Here is a 17621-nt window from a genome sequence, read left to right as displayed (position 1 = left end):
CCCGCGCGGGCATGTCTGGCCGGGAAACGCGGTCACTGGTAGTAGCCTATCTTCTCGGCGCGTTGCGAAATCAGCCACCAGCCAGGGCCGAACACGCCCACCAGCCAGATGACCAGCGCAGCGCTTGGGCTGATAAGCCCGGCCCAAGCCGCAAGCGCCACAGCACCCCCCAAGCCAAAGACCAGCCCGCCGCCCACGCTAAGATATTCCAGCCCCAGCCGAATGCGGCTGAGCAGCGGGAACAGGCCGTGAAACACCGCCATCCCGCCCAAGGGCGGCAGCAACAGAAGCACGTAATGCCCCTTTTGCAGGCCCGGCGCGATGCGGGTCAGGATGATATAGGCCAGCACAAGCGCTGCCACGAAAGACAGCATATAGGTCAGGAACAGGCGCAGCGGGCTGCGTTTCATCCCTCGAACTCCATGATGATTTCATCCACCGCCAAGCTGTCGCCTGCCGCCACGTTGATCTTGGCGACCTTGCCCTTGCGCTCTGCGCGCAGGATGTTTTCCATCTTCATGGCCTCTATGGTGGCCAGCGCCTGCCCTTCATAAACCTCTTGCCCCTCTTCCACGGCGATGGACACGACCATCCCCGGCATCGGGCACAAAAGCAGCTTCGACGTGTCGGGCGGCAGTTTTTCGGGCATGAGCGCTGCCAGTTCCGCCTGACGCGGCGAGAAAACGCGCACTTTCAGATCGGCCCCGCGCAGGCGCAGGCGGTAGCCGCCGGGCTGGCGGGCGACCTTCATCACCAAGGGCGTGCCATTGACCGTCAGGCGCGCAAGCGGCTGACCCGGCAGCCAGTCGGACGTCACCCGGTAGTCGCTGCCATCCAGCGTCACGGTCGCGCCTTCGCGGTCGGCCTTGATGCTGGCGGAATAGCTGTTGCCGCCCAAGTTGACGACCCAATCGGTGCCGACAACGCGCTCGTGGTTGTCCATCCGCCCCGAGACCCGCGCGCGGCGAATTTCGGCTACGCGGTTCATGGCGCAGGCGCAGGCGGCCACGCGCTTCAACAGGTCTTCGGGCAGCGCGGCCCCCTCGAACCCTTCGGGATATTCTTCGGCAATGAACGCCGTGGTGATGTTTCCGGACGCGAAACGCGGATGGTCCATGACCGCCGACAGGAAGGGCAGGTTGTGGCCGATGCCCTCAACCTCGAATTCATCCAAAGCCAGACGCATCTCTTCCACCGCGGTGTCGCGCGTGGGTGCCCATGTGCAGAGCTTGGCGATCATCGGGTCGTAATACATGCTGATCTCGCCGCCTTCATAGACGCCGGTATCGTTGCGCACCGCGCGGGTTGCCTCTGCAATCTCGGCCGGCGGACGGTAGCGGGTCAGACGCCCGATCGAGGGCAGGAAGTTGCGATACGGGTCTTCGGCATAAAGCCGCGATTCAATCGCCCAGCCGTTGATCTTCAGGTCGGACTGGGTGAAGGGCAGCTTCTCACCCGCGGCAACCCGGATCATCTGCTCGACCAGATCGACCCCGGTAATCAACTCGGTCACAGGGTGTTCCACCTGCAAGCGCGTGTTCATTTCTAGGAAGTAGAAATTGCGCTCGCCATCGACGATGAACTCGACCGTGCCCGCGCTGGTATAACCCACGGCGGCTGCAAGCGCACAAGCCTGCTCGCCCATGGCCTTGCGGGTGGCCTCATCAAGAAACGGCGACGGCGCTTCTTCGATGACCTTTTGGTTGCGGCGCTGGATAGAGCATTCGCGCTCGTGCAGATAGACCGTGTTGCCGTGGCTGTCGGCCAGAACCTGGATTTCAATGTGGCGCGGTTGCGTCACGAATTTCTCGATGAAGATGCGGTCATCGCCAAAGCTACTAGCCGCCTCGTTCTTGGATGACTGGAACCCCTCGCGCGCCTCATCGTCATTCCACGCGATGCGCATCCCCTTGCCGCCGCCCCCGGCGCTGGCCTTGATCATGACCGGATAGCCAATCTCGGCCGAGATCTTGACGGCTTCATCGGCGTCGGAAATCAGGCCCATATAGCCCGGAACCGTGCTGACACCCGCTTCCTGCGCCAGCTTCTTCGACGTGATCTTATCGCCCATCGCCTCGATCGCGCCAGCGGGCGGGCCGATGAAGGCGACGCCCTCTTTCGCCAAAGCCTCTGCGAATTTCATGTTCTCGGACAGAAACCCGTAGCCCGGATGCACGGCTTCGGCCCCCGATTGGCGGATCGCGTCCATGATCTTGTCGATCACGATATAGGACTGGTTCGCGGGCGCGGGCCCGATATGGATCGCCTCATCCGCCATCTGCACATGCAGCGCATGGCGGTCGGCGTCGGAATAGACCGCAACCGTCGCGATCCCCATCTTGCGGGCGGTCTTGATGACGCGGCAGGCGATTTCACCCCGGTTGGCGATCAGGATCTTTTTGAACATGCGGTCCTCGTTGCATTGGAATTGGGGAACGACGGCATGGTTCACTCCTCCCATGTGTCGAAGGCGAATTCGCTCGACCCGTCGAAAAGCTGCGGAAAACTGGCTTGCGCGGCGCGCATATCGACCCGCAGCAGCGCGTCGTAACTGGCCGGGTCGAACGGGTCTTCGGCGGGCACGACTTCACGGCCAAACAGCCATGACAGGCGGCCTGCATCCAGATTGCCACGCTCGAAGGGGGCGTCGCCGAAATGGGCGATCAGCGCGCCCAGAAACGCCTCATCGGCGCGGCGGTCGGGCGCGCGACGGTCGGCAAAGCGCTTGCGCGCCGTGATGGGCGTCACCCCCTTGGGGTTCGCGCGGCGAATGGTGAATTGGTAATCGGTGCTGGGAAGGCGACCGGGAAAGCCGCGATGCTTCAGCATGGTGCCCCCTTTCGTGTTGCAACGGGGGCAAGGGCCACCGGCGCGACATGCGCCGGGGCCGTGATCTGTGTCAGATCAGTATTTCTTGGTTGCGACCGGTTCCACCATGACCGGGGCCGGAACCGGCTCGGGTGCGGCGCGGTGCTTCGAGCAGGCACCAAGAACGAGGGTTGCACCGAAAGCGGTGAGGATAACAAATTTCGACATGCGCATCTCCTGTCGTGTCGATCGACCGGGCAAACTCCCCCCGGTGCATGAAGGACGAGGGCGCGGCAGCGACCCCTCACACGCAGGTTAGACGACAAATAGCCACTTGGCCACAGGGTTTTGCAAACAACAAACTTCTCCGGCGCAGATGCTGCGCGGGGTGCTACAAAACCAAGCGGCGCCGAAGCAAGGGCACGCCCCCGCTTCGGGCCACGATACGCTACCGAAAGATCAGTATTTCTTGGTCGCGACCGGCTCGACATAAACCGGGGCCGGGATCGGCTCGGCATAGACGGTTTCGGTTTTGCCGGAATGCTTTGCGCAAGCGCCCAGCGAGACGACTGCCACCATGCCAGCGGCCAGAACGAGTTTGGACATGAATTTCTCCTGCTCATGTATGCGTGGCGCGGCTTCTTGTCTTGGCGTGGCCACGCTTGTTGCTTCGCTGCCCCATAACCGGGAAACAGCCCCGCAACCATATCGCGAAACCGATTCGCTGGCCATGAAAATTCAACGGCTGCGGGCGCTTGTGGCGCAACTGCATCAATATCGCGTTGGACAGGCATGTCAGTGCAGGAACTCTGCATCGTCCAGCGTGCACAAGCCGTCACGGATGATGAAGGATTCGAAATACTGGATCGCGGTCGGATCGCTCAGCCCGAACTGCACTTCCTTGTCCATGATCGTGACCACGACATTCGTGCCCTCGGGCACCGCCGAAGACGCCACATGCCGGGTGCAGATGTCTTGCATGTCGCCGAACAGGCGTTGCGGGTCGCGTTGGTAGCCCGCCACATCCTGCGCCAGCCCCTGGCCGATCATCCGCACCCGCTGGACCCCCTCCTCCACGATCAGGTCCAGCGGGATGGCGCTTGCCCCGGAAGGCAGGCGCAACCATTGCTCGGGCGCGCCCGAGTCGGTGATGAAAGCAAGACAGGCCAGGGGCAGCAGCATGGCGCGTTCCTTACAGGGGGATGTTGTCGTGTTTCTTCCAAGGCATCTTGTCGGACTTGTTACGCAGAGATGCGAAAGCCCGCGCTACCCGCTTGCGCGTGGATTGTGGCATGATGACCTCGTCGATAAAGCCTTTTTCCGCGGCCACGAAAGGGTTTGCGAAGCGTTCTTCATATTCCGCGATCCGCGCGGCGGTCTTTTCCGCATCGCCCAGTTCTGAACGATAGAGGATCTCGACCGCGCCCTTCGCGCCCATCACGGCAATCTCTGCGGTGGGCCAAGCATAGTTGAAATCCGACCGCAGATGCTTGGACGCCATCACCACATAAGCGCCACCATAGGCCTTGCGGGTAATCACGGTCACTTTCGGCACGGTCGCTTCGCCATAGGCGTAAAGCAGTTTCGCGCCGTGTTTGATGACGCCCGCATATTCCTGCCCGGTGCCCGGCAGGAAGCCCGGCACGTCAACCAGCGTCAGAATCGGGATTTCGAACGCATCGCAGAAGCGCACGAAACGCGCGCCCTTGCGCGAGCTGTCGATGTCCAGACACCCCGCCAGCACCATCGGCTGGTTGGCGACCACGCCCACGGTGCGCCCTTCCAGACGGATGAAGCCGGTGATGATGTTCTTGGCGAATTCTTCCTGAAGCTCGTAGAAATCCCCCTCATCCGCGATTTTCAGGATTAACTCCTTCATATCGTAGGGGGTGTTGGGGTTGTCGGGGATCAGCGTGTCAAGGCTTGGCTCCAGCCGGGCCGGATCATCAAAGAACGGCCGCACGGGCGGCTTTTCGCGGTTGTTGAGCGGCAACAGGTCCACCAGACGGCGCACTTCGATCAGCGCTTCCACGTCATTCTCGAACGCCGCATCGGCGACCGAGGATTTGCGCGTATGCGTGAGCGCGCCGCCCAGCTCTTCTGCCGTCACCTGCTCATTCGTCACGGTTTTCACCACATCGGGGCCGGTGACGAACATGTAAGAGCTGTCTTTCACCATGAAGATGAAATCGGTCATGGCAGGGCTGTAGACCGCGCCGCCTGCGCATGGCCCCATGATGACGCTGATCTGCGGCACCACGCCAGAGGCGGTGATGTTGCGCTGGAACACCTCGCCATAGGCGGCAAGGCTGGCCACCCCTTCCTGAATGCGCGCACCGCCCGAATCGTTCAGGCCGATGACCGGCGCGCCGTTCTGGATGGCCATATCCATGATCTTGCAGATCTTGGCGGCATGGGTTTCGGACACAGACCCGCCCATGACGGTGAAATCCTGACTGAACACATAGACCACGCGGCCATTGATCGTACCCCAGCCGGTGACGACGCCATCCCCCATGGGGCGGCTGGCCTGCATCCCGAAATCGACACAGCGATGGGCGACGAACATGTCGAATTCCTCGAAGCTGCCTTCGTCCAGCAACAGCTCTATGCGTTCGCGGGCGGTCAGCTTGCCCTTGGAATGCTGCGCCGCGATGCGCTTTTCGCCCCCGCCCATGCGGGCTTCCTGACGCTGCGCTTCTAGCTGTTGCAGGATGTCCTTCATGCGCTCCCCCTCCTTGGCGGCAGATCGGTTTGGCGCAACATACTTGCGCAAACCGGGGTTGAAAAGGACAGTTTTGATAATTTGCAAAACCGTCTGCAAATCGGCTGGCTAATTTGCAAACACGCGCCCGAAAGCGGCGCACTTGAATTCCCGCGCCGGCGCGCTTAGTGAACATGTTCAACACTAGCACAGGTGCGCCATGCCCAGCCCCGAGGCCCGCTTTCTGGACGCAACAACACCGCCCCATGTGGCGACTCTGGTCGCCCAAGCTTCTGTCGCGGCGCTGGCGATGAATGTCTTCCTGCCATCGCTGCCCAGCATGGCGGCCTATTTCCAGACCGATTACGCGGTGGTGCAATTGTCGGTCTCGCTTTATCTGGCGGTCAACGCGCTGTTGCAGGTGTTCATCGGCGCGCTGTCGGACCGCTACGGGCGCCGCCCGGTCATGCTGGCGGCACTTTGGGTTTTCGTTCTGGCCACGCTCGGCACGCTTCTGGCCACGAATGTGGTGGTGTTCCTGTTGTTTCGGATGCTGCAAGCCGCGGTCGTCACGGGCGTCGTTCTGTCGCGCACGGCGATCCGCGATGTCATGGGCGCGGATGAGGCCGCCTCGCGCATCGGCTATGTGACCATGGGCATGGCCGTCGTGCCCATGCTGGCCCCGGCCCTGGGTGGACTGCTGGACGAAGCTTTCGGCTGGCGCGGCAGCTTCGCGCTGATGCTGGGCGTGGGCGCGCTGGTGCTGACCCTCAGCTGGCGCGACATGGGAGAGACGCGCCAAGGCGGCGGGGGATCGTTCCGGGCGCAGGCTGCGGAAATGCCCGAACTCATGCGCTCGCGCCGCTTCTGGGGCTATGTGGCGACCTCGTCCTTCGCCTCTGGCGCGTTCTTTGCTTACCTTGGCGGCGCGCCCTTCGTCGGGGCGCAGATTTTCGAGATGTCGCCCTCGGTGTTGGGCCTGTTCTTCGGCGCGCCCGCCTTGGGCTACGCGGCGGGCAATTTCCTGTCGGGACGCTTTGCCGCGCGCGTGGGCATCGACCGCATGATCCTGACCGGCGCCTTGATAAATTTCAGCGGCATGGCGCTGCTTGGCCTGTTATTCGCCCTTGGGCTGCGCAGCGAATGGGTGTTTTTCGGCTGTTTCGTCTTCGTGGGCCTTGGCAATGGCATGATCCTGCCCTCGGCCACGTCAGGCATGATGTCGGTGCGCCCGCATCTGGCGGGCACCGCCAGCGGTATCGGCGGCGCGATCATGATCGGGGCGGGCGCGGCGCTGTCAGCGCTTGCCGGGGTCATGTTGACGCCAGAAACCGGGGCCGACCCGCTGATCGCGATGCTGTTCATCACCACGGGGCTGGCGGTCGGCAGTATTCTGTATGTCATGGCCCGCGCCCGCGCGATTGGGGCTTGACCGGCGGGCATGGCTTTGCAAACCATGCGAAACTGGTTTGCAAAGGGTGCCCCATGGCGCAACAAAAGCTTTATTCCGGTGCGAAACTGCGCGAGATTCGCAACCAGATCGGCCTGACGCAAAAGGATTTCGCCGCGCGGCTGGGCGTGTCGCTGCCTTATCTGAACCAGATGGAGAATAATAACCGCCCGCTGTCCACCTCGGTCGTGCTGGCACTGGCGCGCGAGTTCGGGCTGGATGTGACAGAGCTGTCGGCGGGCGATAGCGAGCGCCTGGTCTCGGACCTGCGCGAGGCTTTGGCCGACCCGCTTTTCGCCAATGCCACGCCATCCCTGCCCGATCTGCGGCTGGTGGGCGCGAATGCGTCCAGCTTCGCCCGCGCGTTTCTGGACCTGCACCGCGCCTATCGGCAAGCGCAGGAACAGCTTGGCGCGCTGGATGAAGCACTCGGGCGCGAGGACAGCTCGCTGCGGCTTAGCCCGTGGGAAGAGGTGCGCGATTTCTTCCACTATTGCGACAATTACATAGATGCCGTGGACCGCGCCGCCGAACATTTCGCCGCCCAAGCGGGTGCGGGGCAGGATGTGACCGACCACGCCATCGCAACGCTGGCACGCCAGAAGATCACCGTGCGCATGGTGCGCGGTGCGCCCTTGCGGCGGTTCGATCCCGCCAGTGGCATTCTGGAAATCTCGGCCAAGGCCAGCCCTGCGACGCAGGCCTTTCAACTGCTGCACCAGGTGGCGCTGCTGACGCAATCCGACCTTCTGGAGGCCACGCTCGATCTGGCGCGCTTCCAGTCGGACGAATCCCGTGCGATTGCGAAGATCGGCCTTGCCAATTACTTCGCGGGCGCGGCGCTTCTGCCCTATAGGCGCTTTTTGTCCGCCGCGACCGCCAGCCGTCACGATCTGGAAACCTTGGCCGACCAGTTCGGTGCCTCGCTGGAGCAGGTGGCGCACAGGCTGTCAACCTTGCAGCGCCCCGGTGCCAAGGGCGTGCCATTCTTCTTCGTGCGGGTGGATCAGGCGGGCACGATCACCAAGCGCCACTCGGCCACGCGGCTGCAATTCGCGCGCTTCGGGGGTGCATGTCCCTTGTGGAACGTGCATCGCGCGTTCGAGACACCGGGCCGCTTCCTGCGCCAGATGGCCGAAACGCCCGATGGCGTGCGCTATTTCTGCTTGTCGATTGCCATTTCCAAGGGCGGCGGGTCGTTCCACGCACCGGTGCGCCGCTACGCGCTGGGTCTGGGCTGCGAGGTCGATCACGCCGATGCGCTGGTCTATGCCGACGGGATGGACCGCACGGGCGGGTTCGACCCGATCGGCATTTCCTGCCGCATCTGCGAGCGCGAGGATTGCCACCAGCGCAGCGTGCCGCCGCTGGAACGCCGGCTGCGGGTGGACCATGACCACCGCCATGTCCTGCCCTACAGCATGGAATAAAGGCCCGGACGAACCGGGCCTTGCCACTTATTGCGGAATGCGCAGAACCTGACCGGGATAGATCTTGTCCGGGTGGGTCAGCATGGGGCGGTTCGCCTCGAAAATCTCTGGGTAGCGGTTGGCATTGCCCAAGGTTTTCTTGGCGATGGCCGACAGCGTGTCGCCCTTGACCACGGTGTGGAACACGGGGGCGACTTCGTCATCTTCGGCCTCGACCTCTGCCACGCCTTCGACATTGCCGACGGCGAGGATGATTTTTTCTTTCATCTCGGGGCTGACCGCCTTGCCCTCGACCACGACCTTTTCACCTTCGACCTTGATTTCGACGCCCGTGGCATCCAGCCCCAGATCGGCCAATTCGGCCTTCAACGCTTCGGGTTCCGGTGTCGCAGCTTCTGCGGCACCGACGCCGAACAGTTTCTTGCCGGCGGATTTTGCAAAGGACCAAAGCCCCATCTGTCATACTCCAACTAAGTGATACGCGATTGACGCAGCTTATCTGTGCCCGCATGGCCGCCGCAGGGCAAGAAAAAAGCCCCGGCGCATGGGCCGGGGCTTTGGGGTCATTCCGCCGCTTCGGCGTAGCTTTCGACCGGCGGGCAGGTGCAGACAAGGTTGCGGTCGCCGAATACGTTGTCCACGCGGCCCACGGGTGGCCAATACTTGTCGCCGCGGAAGCTGGCGGGCGGGAAGCACCCCGCTTCGCGCGTGTAGGCGCGGTCCCAATCGGCGATCAGGTCTTCGACCGTGTGCGGCGCGTGGTGCAGCGGGCTGTCTTCGGCGGCGATCTCGCCGCGTTCCACCGCCGCGATTTCCTCGCGGATGGCCAGAAGCGCCGTGATGAAGCGGTCGATCTCGGCCTTGGTTTCCGATTCCGTCGGTTCCACCATCAGGGTGCCCGCGACAGGCCAGCTCATCGTCGGCGCGTGGAAGCCGTTGTCGATCAGCCGTTTGGCGATGTCATCGACCGTGACACCCACATCGGCAAAGGGCCGCGTGTCGAGGATGCACTCATGCGCGATACGCCCCTTGTTGCCCATGAACAGGATGTCATAGGCCCCGCGCAACCGCGCCGCGATGTAATTGGCGTTCAGGATGGCCACCCGCGTGGCCTGCGTCAGCCCTGCCCCGCCCATCATCAGGCAATAGGCCCAGCTAATCAGCAGGATCGACGCCGACCCATAGGGCGCGGCGGAAACCGGCCCCTCGGCCCCGCCGGTTTCGGGATGGCCGGGCAGGAAGGGTGCCAGATGCGCCTTCACGCCGATCGGGCCCATGCCGGGGCCGCCGCCGCCATGCGGGATGGCGAAGGTCTTGTGCAGGTTCAGGTGGCTGACATCGCCGCCAATCTCGCCCGGTTTCACAAGACCGACCATCGCGTTCAGGTTCGCCCCGTCGATATAGACCTGACCGCCGTGGTCATGGGTGATCTTGCACACTTCGCGCACGGTTTCCTCGAACACGCCATGGGTCGAGGGGTAGGTAATCATGCACGCCGCCAGACGGTCGCCCGCCTTGGCAGCCTTTTCGCGGAAATCGTCCAGATCGACATCGCCATTGGGTGCGGATTTCACCACAACGACCGTCATCCCGCACATATGTGCGCTGGCGGGGTTGGTGCCATGCGCGGACATCGGGATCAGGCAGATGTCGCGATGCGTGTCGCCCCGCGCGCGGTGATAGGCCTGGATGGTCAAGAGCCCCGCATATTCGCCCTGCGCGCCGGAATTGGGCTGCATCGACATGTCGTCATAGCCGGTGATTTCGCACAATTTTGCCTTCAGGTCGAAAATCGCCTCTGCGTAGCCGGTGGCTTGGTCGGGCGGGCAGAACGGGTGCAGGCTTGCGAATTCGGGCCATGACAGCGGGATCATCTCTGCCGCCGCGTTCAGCTTCATGGTGCAAGACCCAAGCGGGATCATGGCGCGGTCGAGCGCCAGATCACGGTCCGCCAAGCGGCGCATGTAGCGCATCATCTCGGTCTCTGCCCGGTTCATGTGGAAGATGGGGTGCGTCAGGTAGTCCGACTGGCGCAGGAAGCTTTCGGCAAAGCCCAAGCCACCGCGCCCTTCGGGAAGCCCGTCAATGCCGAACACGCGCAGCACCCGCAGCAACACATCGTCATTGCTGGTTTCATCCAGCGAGATGCCGACATGGCGCGCGCCGATCTTGCGCAGGTTCAGCCCTTCGGCGCGGGCGGCGGCCAGAATGCCCGCCTGCCCCACGCCCACCTCTACCGTGATCGTATCGAAGAAATCCTTGACCACGACACGCGCGCCCGCCTCTTGCAGGGCGCGATACAGACGCTCGGTCAGCCCATGCACGCGCTCTGCGATGGCGCGCAACCCTTGAGGGCCGTGGAACACCGCATACATGGACGCCATGACAGCCAGAAGCGCCTGCGCGGTGCAGACGTTCGACGTGGCCTTTTCGCGGCGGATATGCTGCTCGCGGGTTTGCAGCGACAAGCGATAGGCCTTGTTGCCATGCGAGTCCACGCTCACGCCCACGATGCGGCCGGGCATGGAGCGTTTGTATTCATCGCGGCAGGACAAGAACGCCGCATGCGGCCCGCCATACCCCATGGGCACGCCGAAGCGCTGGGCGCTGCCCACGGCGATATCCGCGCCCAAGGCACCCGGTTCCACGATCATGGTCAGCGCCAGCAGGTCGGTCGCCATGATGGCCAGTGCCTTGGCGGCGTGCAGCGCGTCGATCTGTGGGCGGAAGTCACGGATATTGCCATAGGTGCCCGGATACTGGAACAACGCGCCGAACACGCGGTCCGCCGGGCAGTCTTCGGGCGCGCCGACGATCACCTCTATCCCCAAGGGCGCGGCACGGGTCTGCACCACGGCAATATTCTGGGGGTGGCAGTTTTCGTCCACGAAAAACGCCGTCGCTTTGGATTTGGCCACACGCTGCGCCATGACCATCGCCTCGGCACAGGCGGTGGATTCGTCCAGAAGCGACGCATTGGCCACCGGCAGGCCCGTCAGGTCCGAGATCATTGTCTGGAAGTTCAGAAGCGCTTCCAGACGCCCTTGGGCGATCTCTGGCTGGTAGGGCGTATAAGCCGTATACCATGCCGGGTTTTCAAAGATGTTGCGCAGGATCGCGGGCGGCGTGACCGTGCCGTAATAGCCCTGCCCGATCAGGCTGGTCATGACCTTGTTCTTGGCACCCACCTTGCGCATCTTTTCCAGCAGCTCGCCCTCGGAGAGGGCGGGCCATGTCAGCGGGTCGGACTGGCGCAGATTGGCCGGAATGGTCTGGTCGATCAGCTGGTCCAGCGTGTCACACCCCACGGCCTGCAACATGGCGGCCATTTCATCGGGGGTTGGCCCGATATGGCGGCGATTGGCGAAATCATAGGGGTTATAGTCGGTGGGCGTGTAGGTCATGAAAAAATGGCCTTTGGGGTTCGGGGGCAAGCTGGGGGATCGCGTCGAAAGCGGTCAGCCCAGGAAATCCTTGTATTCGTCTTCGGTCATCAGATCGTCGAGCACCGACATGTCGTCGAGCTTCATCTTGAAGAACCACGCATCGCCCAGCGGGTCTTCGTTGACCAGACCGGGATTGTCGACCAGCGCTTCGTTCACCTCGGTGATCTCGCCATCGACGGGGGCAAGGATGTCTGATGCCGCCTTGACCGACTCGATCACGCAGACCTCATCCCCCTTGGCGACCACGGCCTCGACCTCTGGCAGTTCGACGAACACCACGTCGCCAAGCTGTTCAGCGGCGTGTTCGGTAATGCCCACGACCACGACATCGCCTTCGACGCGCAGCCATTCATGTTCTTCGGTGTATTTCATGGGAAACGCTCCTCAGCGCTTGTAGGTGGATGGACGAAACGGAAGGTCAGAGACCGTGACAGGCAGGCGCTTGCCGCGCACATCGCCCCAGAGCGCGGTGCCGGAAGTGGCAAGTGCCGCGGGCACATAACCCATGGCGATGGGCGCGCCGATGCTGGGGCCGAAACCGCCAGAGGTGACTTTGCCGATGGCAGCACCCCCTTCGGGCGCGTCCCACAGCACGGTGCCTTCGCGCATGGGCGCGCGGCCCTCGGGGCGCAGGCCCACGCGCAGGGTGGTCGCGCCCTCGGTCAGTTCGCGCAGGATGGTTTCCGCACCCGGAAAGCCGCCCGCGCGCGCGCCGCCTGAACGGCGGGCTTTCTGGATGGCCCATGTCAGGTTCGCAGCCACGGGCGTTGTCGTCGTGTCAATGTCATGGCCATAAAGGCACAGGCCCGCTTCCAGCCGAAGACTGTCGCGCGCACCAAGGCCGATGGGGGCGACACCGGGCTGGTCCAGCAGCGCTTGCGCGAAATCCACGGCTTGCGCGGCGGGGACCGAAATCTCATACCCGTCCTCGCCCGTATAGCCAGAGCGCGAGACCCAAAGCGCGTGGCCCTGCCAGTCGAAATTGCCCACATCCATGAAGCGCATCGCAGCCACGCCGGGCACAAGCGCCTGAAGCGCGGCCTCTGCCCCCGGCCCTTGCAGCGCCAGAAGCGCGCGGTCGGTGATCTCAATCACCTCCAGCTCGGGCAGGCCCGCGCGCAGATGCGCCACGTCTTGCGCCTTGCACGCGGCATTCACGACCAGAAACAGGTGATCGCCGCGATTGGCGACCATAAGGTCATCCAGAATGCCGCCCGCGTCATTGGTGAACATCGCGTAGCGCTGCCGCCCTTCGCCCAAGCCCGCCACATCGACCGGCACAAGCCGTTCCAGCGCCAGCGCCGCATCGGGCCCGCGCAAGATGACCTGCCCCATATGGCTGACATCGAACAGGCCCGCGGCGCTGCGCGTGTGGTTATGTTCGCCCATCACGCCCATCGGGTATTGCACCGGCATCTCGTAGCCCGCGAAAGGCACCATCTTGGCGCCAAGCTGCACATGCAGATCGTAAAGCGGCGTGCGGCGCAAACTGTCAGTCATTCAAAGCCCCTTTTGGTTCGCGCGACAACCGCGCCCTACCCCCTCTGTCCTTGCGCCTGAGATCGTTATCCCGTCGGCGGGTGCGGCAGGCTGCACCACTCTCCAGAGTGTTCATGCAAACCGGTCCTTTTGCCTGAGAGTTTACCGGGGCGGTTGCTCCTTCGGCCTTGGGCATGGCCCAATGTCTCCCGTATTTGCCCGCACCTCGTAGCGGATAGCGGGTCGCGATTGCAAGCATTTTCGCGCGCACTTGCCAAGCTGCGACACATGGCACAGATAAGCGACATGACAGATGCTTTCTTCTTTGGTTACGGGTCGTTGGTGAACCGCCTGACCCATGATTACCCCGATGCCCAGCCGGTCACGATTCGCGGCTGGCGGCGCGAATGGCGCATGGCGCATCGCTTGCGCCGCACCTTTCTGAGCGTGGTGCCCGATGCAAGCGTGCAGATCGACGGGCTTGTGGCGCGGGTGCCGGGGCAGGATTGGGCGGCGCTGGATGTTCGGGAAACCGGATATGCCCGCCATCCGCTGGGTGCCGAGGCTTTCGCGCGTGGTCCGGCGCGGCCCGCGCAGATCTACGCCATCGACCCCGCGCAATCCGAGCTGCCCAGCCACGCAGCCCCCATCAAGCTAAGCTACCTGGACGTGGTCGCCGAAGGTTTCGCGCAGGAATTCGGGCAGGACGGCGTGGCGCGGTTTTTGAGACGACCACGGGCTGGGGGCCGGTGCTGGATGACCGCGCTGCGCCCCTTTACCCGCGCGCGCGGCCCGTTGCCCCTGCCCTGCGCCGCTTGGTCGATGACCATCTGGATGCCTTGGCGGTGCCGAAACTGGCGCTTTAGGCGGCGACCGCTTCCATTTCGGCGATGATGTCGCCCACGACCTGCACCATCAGCCCCTCATCCTCGCATTCCGCCATGACGCGGACCAAGGGTTCGGTGCCGGATTTGCGGATCAGAAGCCGCCCGCGCCCGGCCAGCAAATCTCGGCCCGATTCGATCGCGGCCATGACCTTGGCCTCTGCCAGCAGGTCCACGCCGGGCGTGTAGCGCAAGTTGCGCAAGAGTTGCGGCACAGGGTCGAAGCAGCGCGTCAGCATGGAAGCGGGTTTGCCCGTCTCGCTCAGGATGGCCATGAATTGCAGCGCCGCGATCAGCCCGTCGCCGGTGGTGGCGTAATCGGTCATCACGATATGGCCCGATTGCTCGCCGCCAAGGTTCCAGCCGCCTTGGCGCATCCGCTCGACCACATAGCGGTCACCCACCGAGGTGCGCTCCAGCCGCAACCCGTGGCCTTCCAGAAAACGCTCCAGCCCCAGGTTGCTCATGACCGTGGCCACAAGCACCCCGTCTTGCAGGCGTTGTTCGGCGGCCCAGCGTTCGGCGAAGAGCGCCATGATCTGGTCGCCATCGGCGATTTGGCCGCGCTCGTCGATCAGGATCAGACGGTCGGCATCGCCATCGAGCGTGATGCCCAGATCGGCCCCGGTTTCCAGAACCTTGGCCGCGCAGACACGCGGATGGGTCGATCCGCAATCAAGGTTGATGTTCTTGCCGTTCGGGTTGACGCCGATCTCGATGACCTCGGCCCCAAGCTCCCACAAGACTTGGGGGGCAACCTGATAGGCCGCGCCATTGGCGCAATCGACCACCACTTTCAGGCCGGAAAACAGCTTGCCCTTGGGCAGCGTGGTCTTGGCATATTCCACGTAGCGCCCGCGCGCATCCTCGATGCGCTTGGCGCGGCCGATATTGGCGGGCTGTGCCAGCGGGATCTCGCCCGCGATGATGGCCTCTATCTCTGCCTCTGCCTCGTCCGACAGTTTGAACCCGTCGGGGCCGAAAAACTTGATGCCGTTGTCCTGATGGCCGTTATGGCTGGCCGAGATCATGATCCCCAGATCGGCGCGCATGGACCGCGTCAGGAACCCCACGGCGGGCGTGGGCACCGGGCCAAGCAGCAGCACGTTCATGCCGGTGCTGGTCAGGCCAGCGGTCAGCGCCGTTTCCAGCATGTAACCCGACAGGCGCGTATCCTTGCCGATGACCACGCGGTGACCGTTGTGACCATCGCGCCGGAAATACCGCCCCGCCGCCGCGCCGATACGCAGCGCGTTTTCCGCAGTCATGGGAAAGGTATTGGCCGTGCCGCGAATGCCGTCGGTTCCGAAAAGCTTTTTTGTCATGTCCCGCCAAGTTCCGTTTTTTCACTCATTGCCCGCCACAGCGCCAGCGCTTGACGGGTTTCGCCCACATCATGCACGCGCAAGATCTGCGCGCCCTGCGCCGCGCCTTGCAACGCGACCGCCAGCGATCCGGGCAGCCGCGCGTCGGCCTGTTCAGCCGCGCCCAGCACCCCGATGAACCGCTTGCGCGATGCCCCTAGCAAGATAGCACAGCCCAACCCGTGCAGCAGCGCCAGATGTGACAGCAGCGCAAGATTATGCGCAACCGTCTTGCCAAAGCCAATGCCGGGGTCAAGGATAAGCCGCGCGGGGTCGATGCCAGCCGCCAGCGCGCGGTCCATCGCCGCGGCCAGCCAATCGTGAACATCGAAGCGCACGTCCTTGTATTTCGGGTCTTTTTGCATGGTCTGGGGGGTGCCTTGGGCGTGCATCAGGCAGATGGGGACGCCCGCATCCGCGACCACGCGCGCCATGTCACGATCCCATGTCAGGGCTGAAACATCGTTCACGATATCGGCGCCGGCGTGCAGCGCGGCCTCGGCCACCCGTGCCTTGCGCGTGTCGATGGAGATGGCGGCCGTGACGCCCGCCGCGCGCAAGCCTGCGATCACCGGCGCGGTGCGGGCGATCTCGTCCTCGACCGCGACCTCTGCCGCGCCGGGGCGGGTGGATTCGCCGCCAATGTCCAGAATATCGGCCCCCTCGGCCAGCAAGCGCTGGGCATGGGCCACGGCACGATCCTGTGTCGCAAACCGCCCACCATCGGAAAAGCTGTCGGGCGTGACATTGACGATGCCCATGAGCGCGGGCCGCGTCAGCGATAGCCCGGCAATGGGTGCGGGCGGGTCCAGAAAGATGCTGTCGCTCATCGGGTCAACAGCGCGCTCGGTCAGCGCGCCATCGCGGCCCAGCTCTTGCATACACACCAAGCGCAAGGCCGACTGGCCGCGCAAGGCAGGGGCATCGGTCGGGGCCAAAGACGCGGGGCGGAGGATGGGTAACAGGTAGCTCATATCACCCTGTTGCCGCAGCGCAGACGCAAGGGCAAGTGCGTTCAGAACCGTTCCACCGGCATGTGGCTGCCCGGTGGCACGCTCAGCCCCTCGGGGGCCAGAAAGCGGTCGGCGGCCATATGTTCGGCCAGCCACAGGGCCAAGGCCGCGCCATCGCGCGGGCTGCAATCGGGGCTGTCGGTGGAATCGAGGATCAGTTTCGACGGGGCCCAGACAATCATCTGCCCCTGCTTGATCGCCCAGTCGATTTCCGTGCGGCTGGCCACGACCACGCAACGCGCATCGCGCGCGGCCAAACGCCATGCGTTCTGTTCAATGGCCAGCAGGTCGATACGGCGCTGCACGGCGCGAGGGGCGACCTCTGGCGCGCCCTCTGGCGGCATCCCGACACAAAGGATAACGGGCAGACCACGGGCGACCAGCGCATCGAGCCGCGCGCCCAGATCCGCGCCCGCGATCATGTCATTATCCAGATATACGACCAGCGGATGCACGGCCTGCTCTTGCCCCGTGGTATTCACCTCGCGCAAGGGCACGGCGGCTCGGGTGCGCACGATCTCGACCCCCAAGGCACCGGGGCCACGGTCCAGCTTTTCGATCCGCACGAAGGCGCGCATGGCCTGCGGCTCTTGCAGCACGCGGGCGGCGACGCGTTCGGCCAAGGTTTCCAGCAGGTTCAGCCGTTCTTCGGCCAGCGATGCCGAAATCGCCTCTGTGATGCGGTCATAGGACAGGATGCGGTCCACATCGTCGCGCAGCGGTTCGGGATGGGGCCGCACCTCGACCACCACGTTGAAGCGCAGGCGCTGGCGCACGCCGCGTTCGGCCTGAAAAGCACCGATCTCGACCTCTACCATGTGGTCGCGCAGCGAAATGCGGTCGCGCGGGTCCGCCGGGGCCGAGGCCTCTGCGCGGGCTTCGGGATGGGCGAAGGCCAGTCGGATATCGGTGGTCATATCGGTCTTTCCAGATCAGTGCTGCCCGCAGTCTTACCCGCCAGCGCCCCGTGGGCAAACCGCAATAACGCCGCATATCGGCTGTGCGGCGACACCAAACGCGGCGAAATCAGGGAAATGGCAGGA

At 64.0% G+C, this 17621-nt stretch carries 17 protein-coding genes and 2 riboswitches; of the genes, 3 read left to right on the top strand and 14 right to left on the bottom strand.

Features of this window, described 5'->3' with window-relative positions:
• Window positions 1-32 precede the first annotated feature (32 nt).
• From J1C52_RS03235 to J1C52_RS03210, 7 genes are all read right to left on the bottom strand, one after another.
• Entirely contained in the window at window positions 33-410 is a 378-nt protein-coding gene (locus J1C52_RS03235; protein WP_227426489.1) for a hypothetical protein, read from the bottom strand.
• Window positions 407-2407, bottom strand: coding sequence for an acetyl-CoA carboxylase biotin carboxylase subunit (locus J1C52_RS03230; RefSeq protein ID WP_227426488.1), 2001 nt, complete (start codon window positions 2405-2407; stop codon window positions 407-409). The genes J1C52_RS03235 and J1C52_RS03230 overlap by 4 nt, the downstream gene beginning before the upstream one ends.
• Before the next feature lie 41 nt (window positions 2408-2448).
• Window positions 2449-2829 (bottom strand): hypothetical protein, encoded by a 381-nt coding sequence (locus tag J1C52_RS03225; RefSeq protein ID WP_227426487.1) that lies wholly within the window; start codon window positions 2827-2829, stop codon window positions 2449-2451.
• A gap of 75 nt (window positions 2830-2904) precedes the next feature.
• Window positions 2905-3036: a hypothetical protein gene (locus tag J1C52_RS15075; protein ID WP_255618359.1), complete on the bottom strand. Its 132-nt coding sequence runs from the start codon at window positions 3034-3036 to the stop codon at window positions 2905-2907.
• A gap of 231 nt (window positions 3037-3267) precedes the next feature.
• Complete coding sequence (locus tag J1C52_RS03220) at window positions 3268-3414, bottom strand: hypothetical protein (RefSeq protein WP_227426486.1); 147 nt, start codon at window positions 3412-3414, stop codon at window positions 3268-3270.
• Between the two features lie 189 nt (window positions 3415-3603).
• Window positions 3604-3990: a DUF6497 family protein gene (locus J1C52_RS03215; protein ID WP_227426485.1), complete on the bottom strand. Its 387-nt coding sequence runs from the start codon at window positions 3988-3990 to the stop codon at window positions 3604-3606.
• 10 nt (window positions 3991-4000) lie between these two features.
• The gene (locus J1C52_RS03210) at window positions 4001-5533 is read right to left on the bottom strand and encodes an acyl-CoA carboxylase subunit beta (protein WP_227426484.1); all 1533 of its coding nucleotides are present in this window, start codon (window positions 5531-5533) and stop codon (window positions 4001-4003) included.
• Between the two features lie 199 nt (window positions 5534-5732).
• On the opposite strand from J1C52_RS03210, the gene J1C52_RS03205 reads away from it, so the two are divergent.
• Together J1C52_RS03205 and J1C52_RS03200 are read left to right on the top strand one after the other, a co-directional pair.
• On the top strand, window positions 5733-6944 hold the full coding sequence (locus tag J1C52_RS03205; protein WP_227426483.1) for a multidrug effflux MFS transporter: 1212 nt from the start codon (window positions 5733-5735) through the stop codon (window positions 6942-6944).
• 53 nt (window positions 6945-6997) lie between these two features.
• A complete protein-coding gene (locus J1C52_RS03200) occupies window positions 6998-8392 on the top strand; it encodes a helix-turn-helix transcriptional regulator (protein WP_227426482.1) in 1395 nt (464 codons plus the stop codon).
• 27 nt (window positions 8393-8419) lie between these two features.
• Here J1C52_RS03200 and lysM read toward each other — a convergent pair whose 3' ends face one another.
• The 4 genes from lysM to gcvT form a co-directional block, all read right to left on the bottom strand.
• A complete protein-coding gene (gene lysM, locus J1C52_RS03195; RefSeq protein ID WP_227426481.1) occupies window positions 8420-8848 on the bottom strand; it encodes a peptidoglycan-binding protein LysM in 429 nt (142 codons plus the stop codon).
• A 107-nt stretch (window positions 8849-8955) separates the two neighbouring features.
• Complete coding sequence (gene gcvP / locus J1C52_RS03190; protein ID WP_227426480.1) at window positions 8956-11796, bottom strand: aminomethyl-transferring glycine dehydrogenase; 2841 nt, start codon at window positions 11794-11796, stop codon at window positions 8956-8958.
• Window positions 11797-11850: 54 nt separating this feature from the next.
• Window positions 11851-12210 (bottom strand): glycine cleavage system protein GcvH, encoded by a 360-nt coding sequence (gcvH, locus tag J1C52_RS03185; RefSeq protein WP_227426479.1) that lies wholly within the window; start codon window positions 12208-12210, stop codon window positions 11851-11853.
• 12 nt (window positions 12211-12222) lie between these two features.
• Complete coding sequence (gene gcvT, locus J1C52_RS03180) at window positions 12223-13338, bottom strand: glycine cleavage system aminomethyltransferase GcvT (protein WP_227426478.1); 1116 nt, start codon at window positions 13336-13338, stop codon at window positions 12223-12225.
• 34 nt (window positions 13339-13372) lie between these two features.
• Window positions 13373-13449, bottom strand: a riboswitch (glycine riboswitch).
• Window positions 13450-13539: riboswitch (glycine riboswitch) on the bottom strand.
• Between the two features lie 84 nt (window positions 13540-13623).
• Here gcvT and J1C52_RS03175 point away from each other — a divergent pair.
• Complete coding sequence (locus J1C52_RS03175; RefSeq protein ID WP_227426477.1) at window positions 13624-14211, top strand: gamma-glutamylcyclotransferase family protein; 588 nt, start codon at window positions 13624-13626, stop codon at window positions 14209-14211.
• Here J1C52_RS03175 and glmM read toward each other — a convergent pair.
• The 3 genes from glmM to J1C52_RS03160 are packed head-to-tail and all read right to left on the bottom strand — an operon-like array spanning window position 14180 to window position 17495.
• Window positions 14180-15526, bottom strand: coding sequence for a phosphoglucosamine mutase (glmM, locus tag J1C52_RS03170; RefSeq protein WP_227426476.1), 1347 nt, complete (start codon window positions 15524-15526; stop codon window positions 14180-14182). The genes J1C52_RS03175 and glmM overlap by 32 nt on opposite strands.
• Complete coding sequence (folP, locus tag J1C52_RS03165) at window positions 15523-16539, bottom strand: dihydropteroate synthase (RefSeq protein WP_227426475.1); 1017 nt, start codon at window positions 16537-16539, stop codon at window positions 15523-15525. The genes glmM and folP overlap by 4 nt, the downstream gene beginning before the upstream one ends.
• Before the next feature lie 41 nt (window positions 16540-16580).
• Window positions 16581-17495, bottom strand: a complete 915-nt coding sequence (locus J1C52_RS03160; RefSeq protein WP_227426474.1) for a dihydroneopterin aldolase — start codon at window positions 17493-17495, stop codon at window positions 16581-16583.
• Between the last annotated feature and the right edge of the window lie 126 nt (window positions 17496-17621).

This window comes from Roseibaca sp. Y0-43, from assembly GCF_020667835.1.
Lineage (GTDB): Bacteria > Pseudomonadota > Alphaproteobacteria > Rhodobacterales > Rhodobacteraceae > Roseinatronobacter.
Note: the sequence above shows the minus strand (reverse complement) of the source record. Positions and strands in the feature narration are given on the sequence as shown.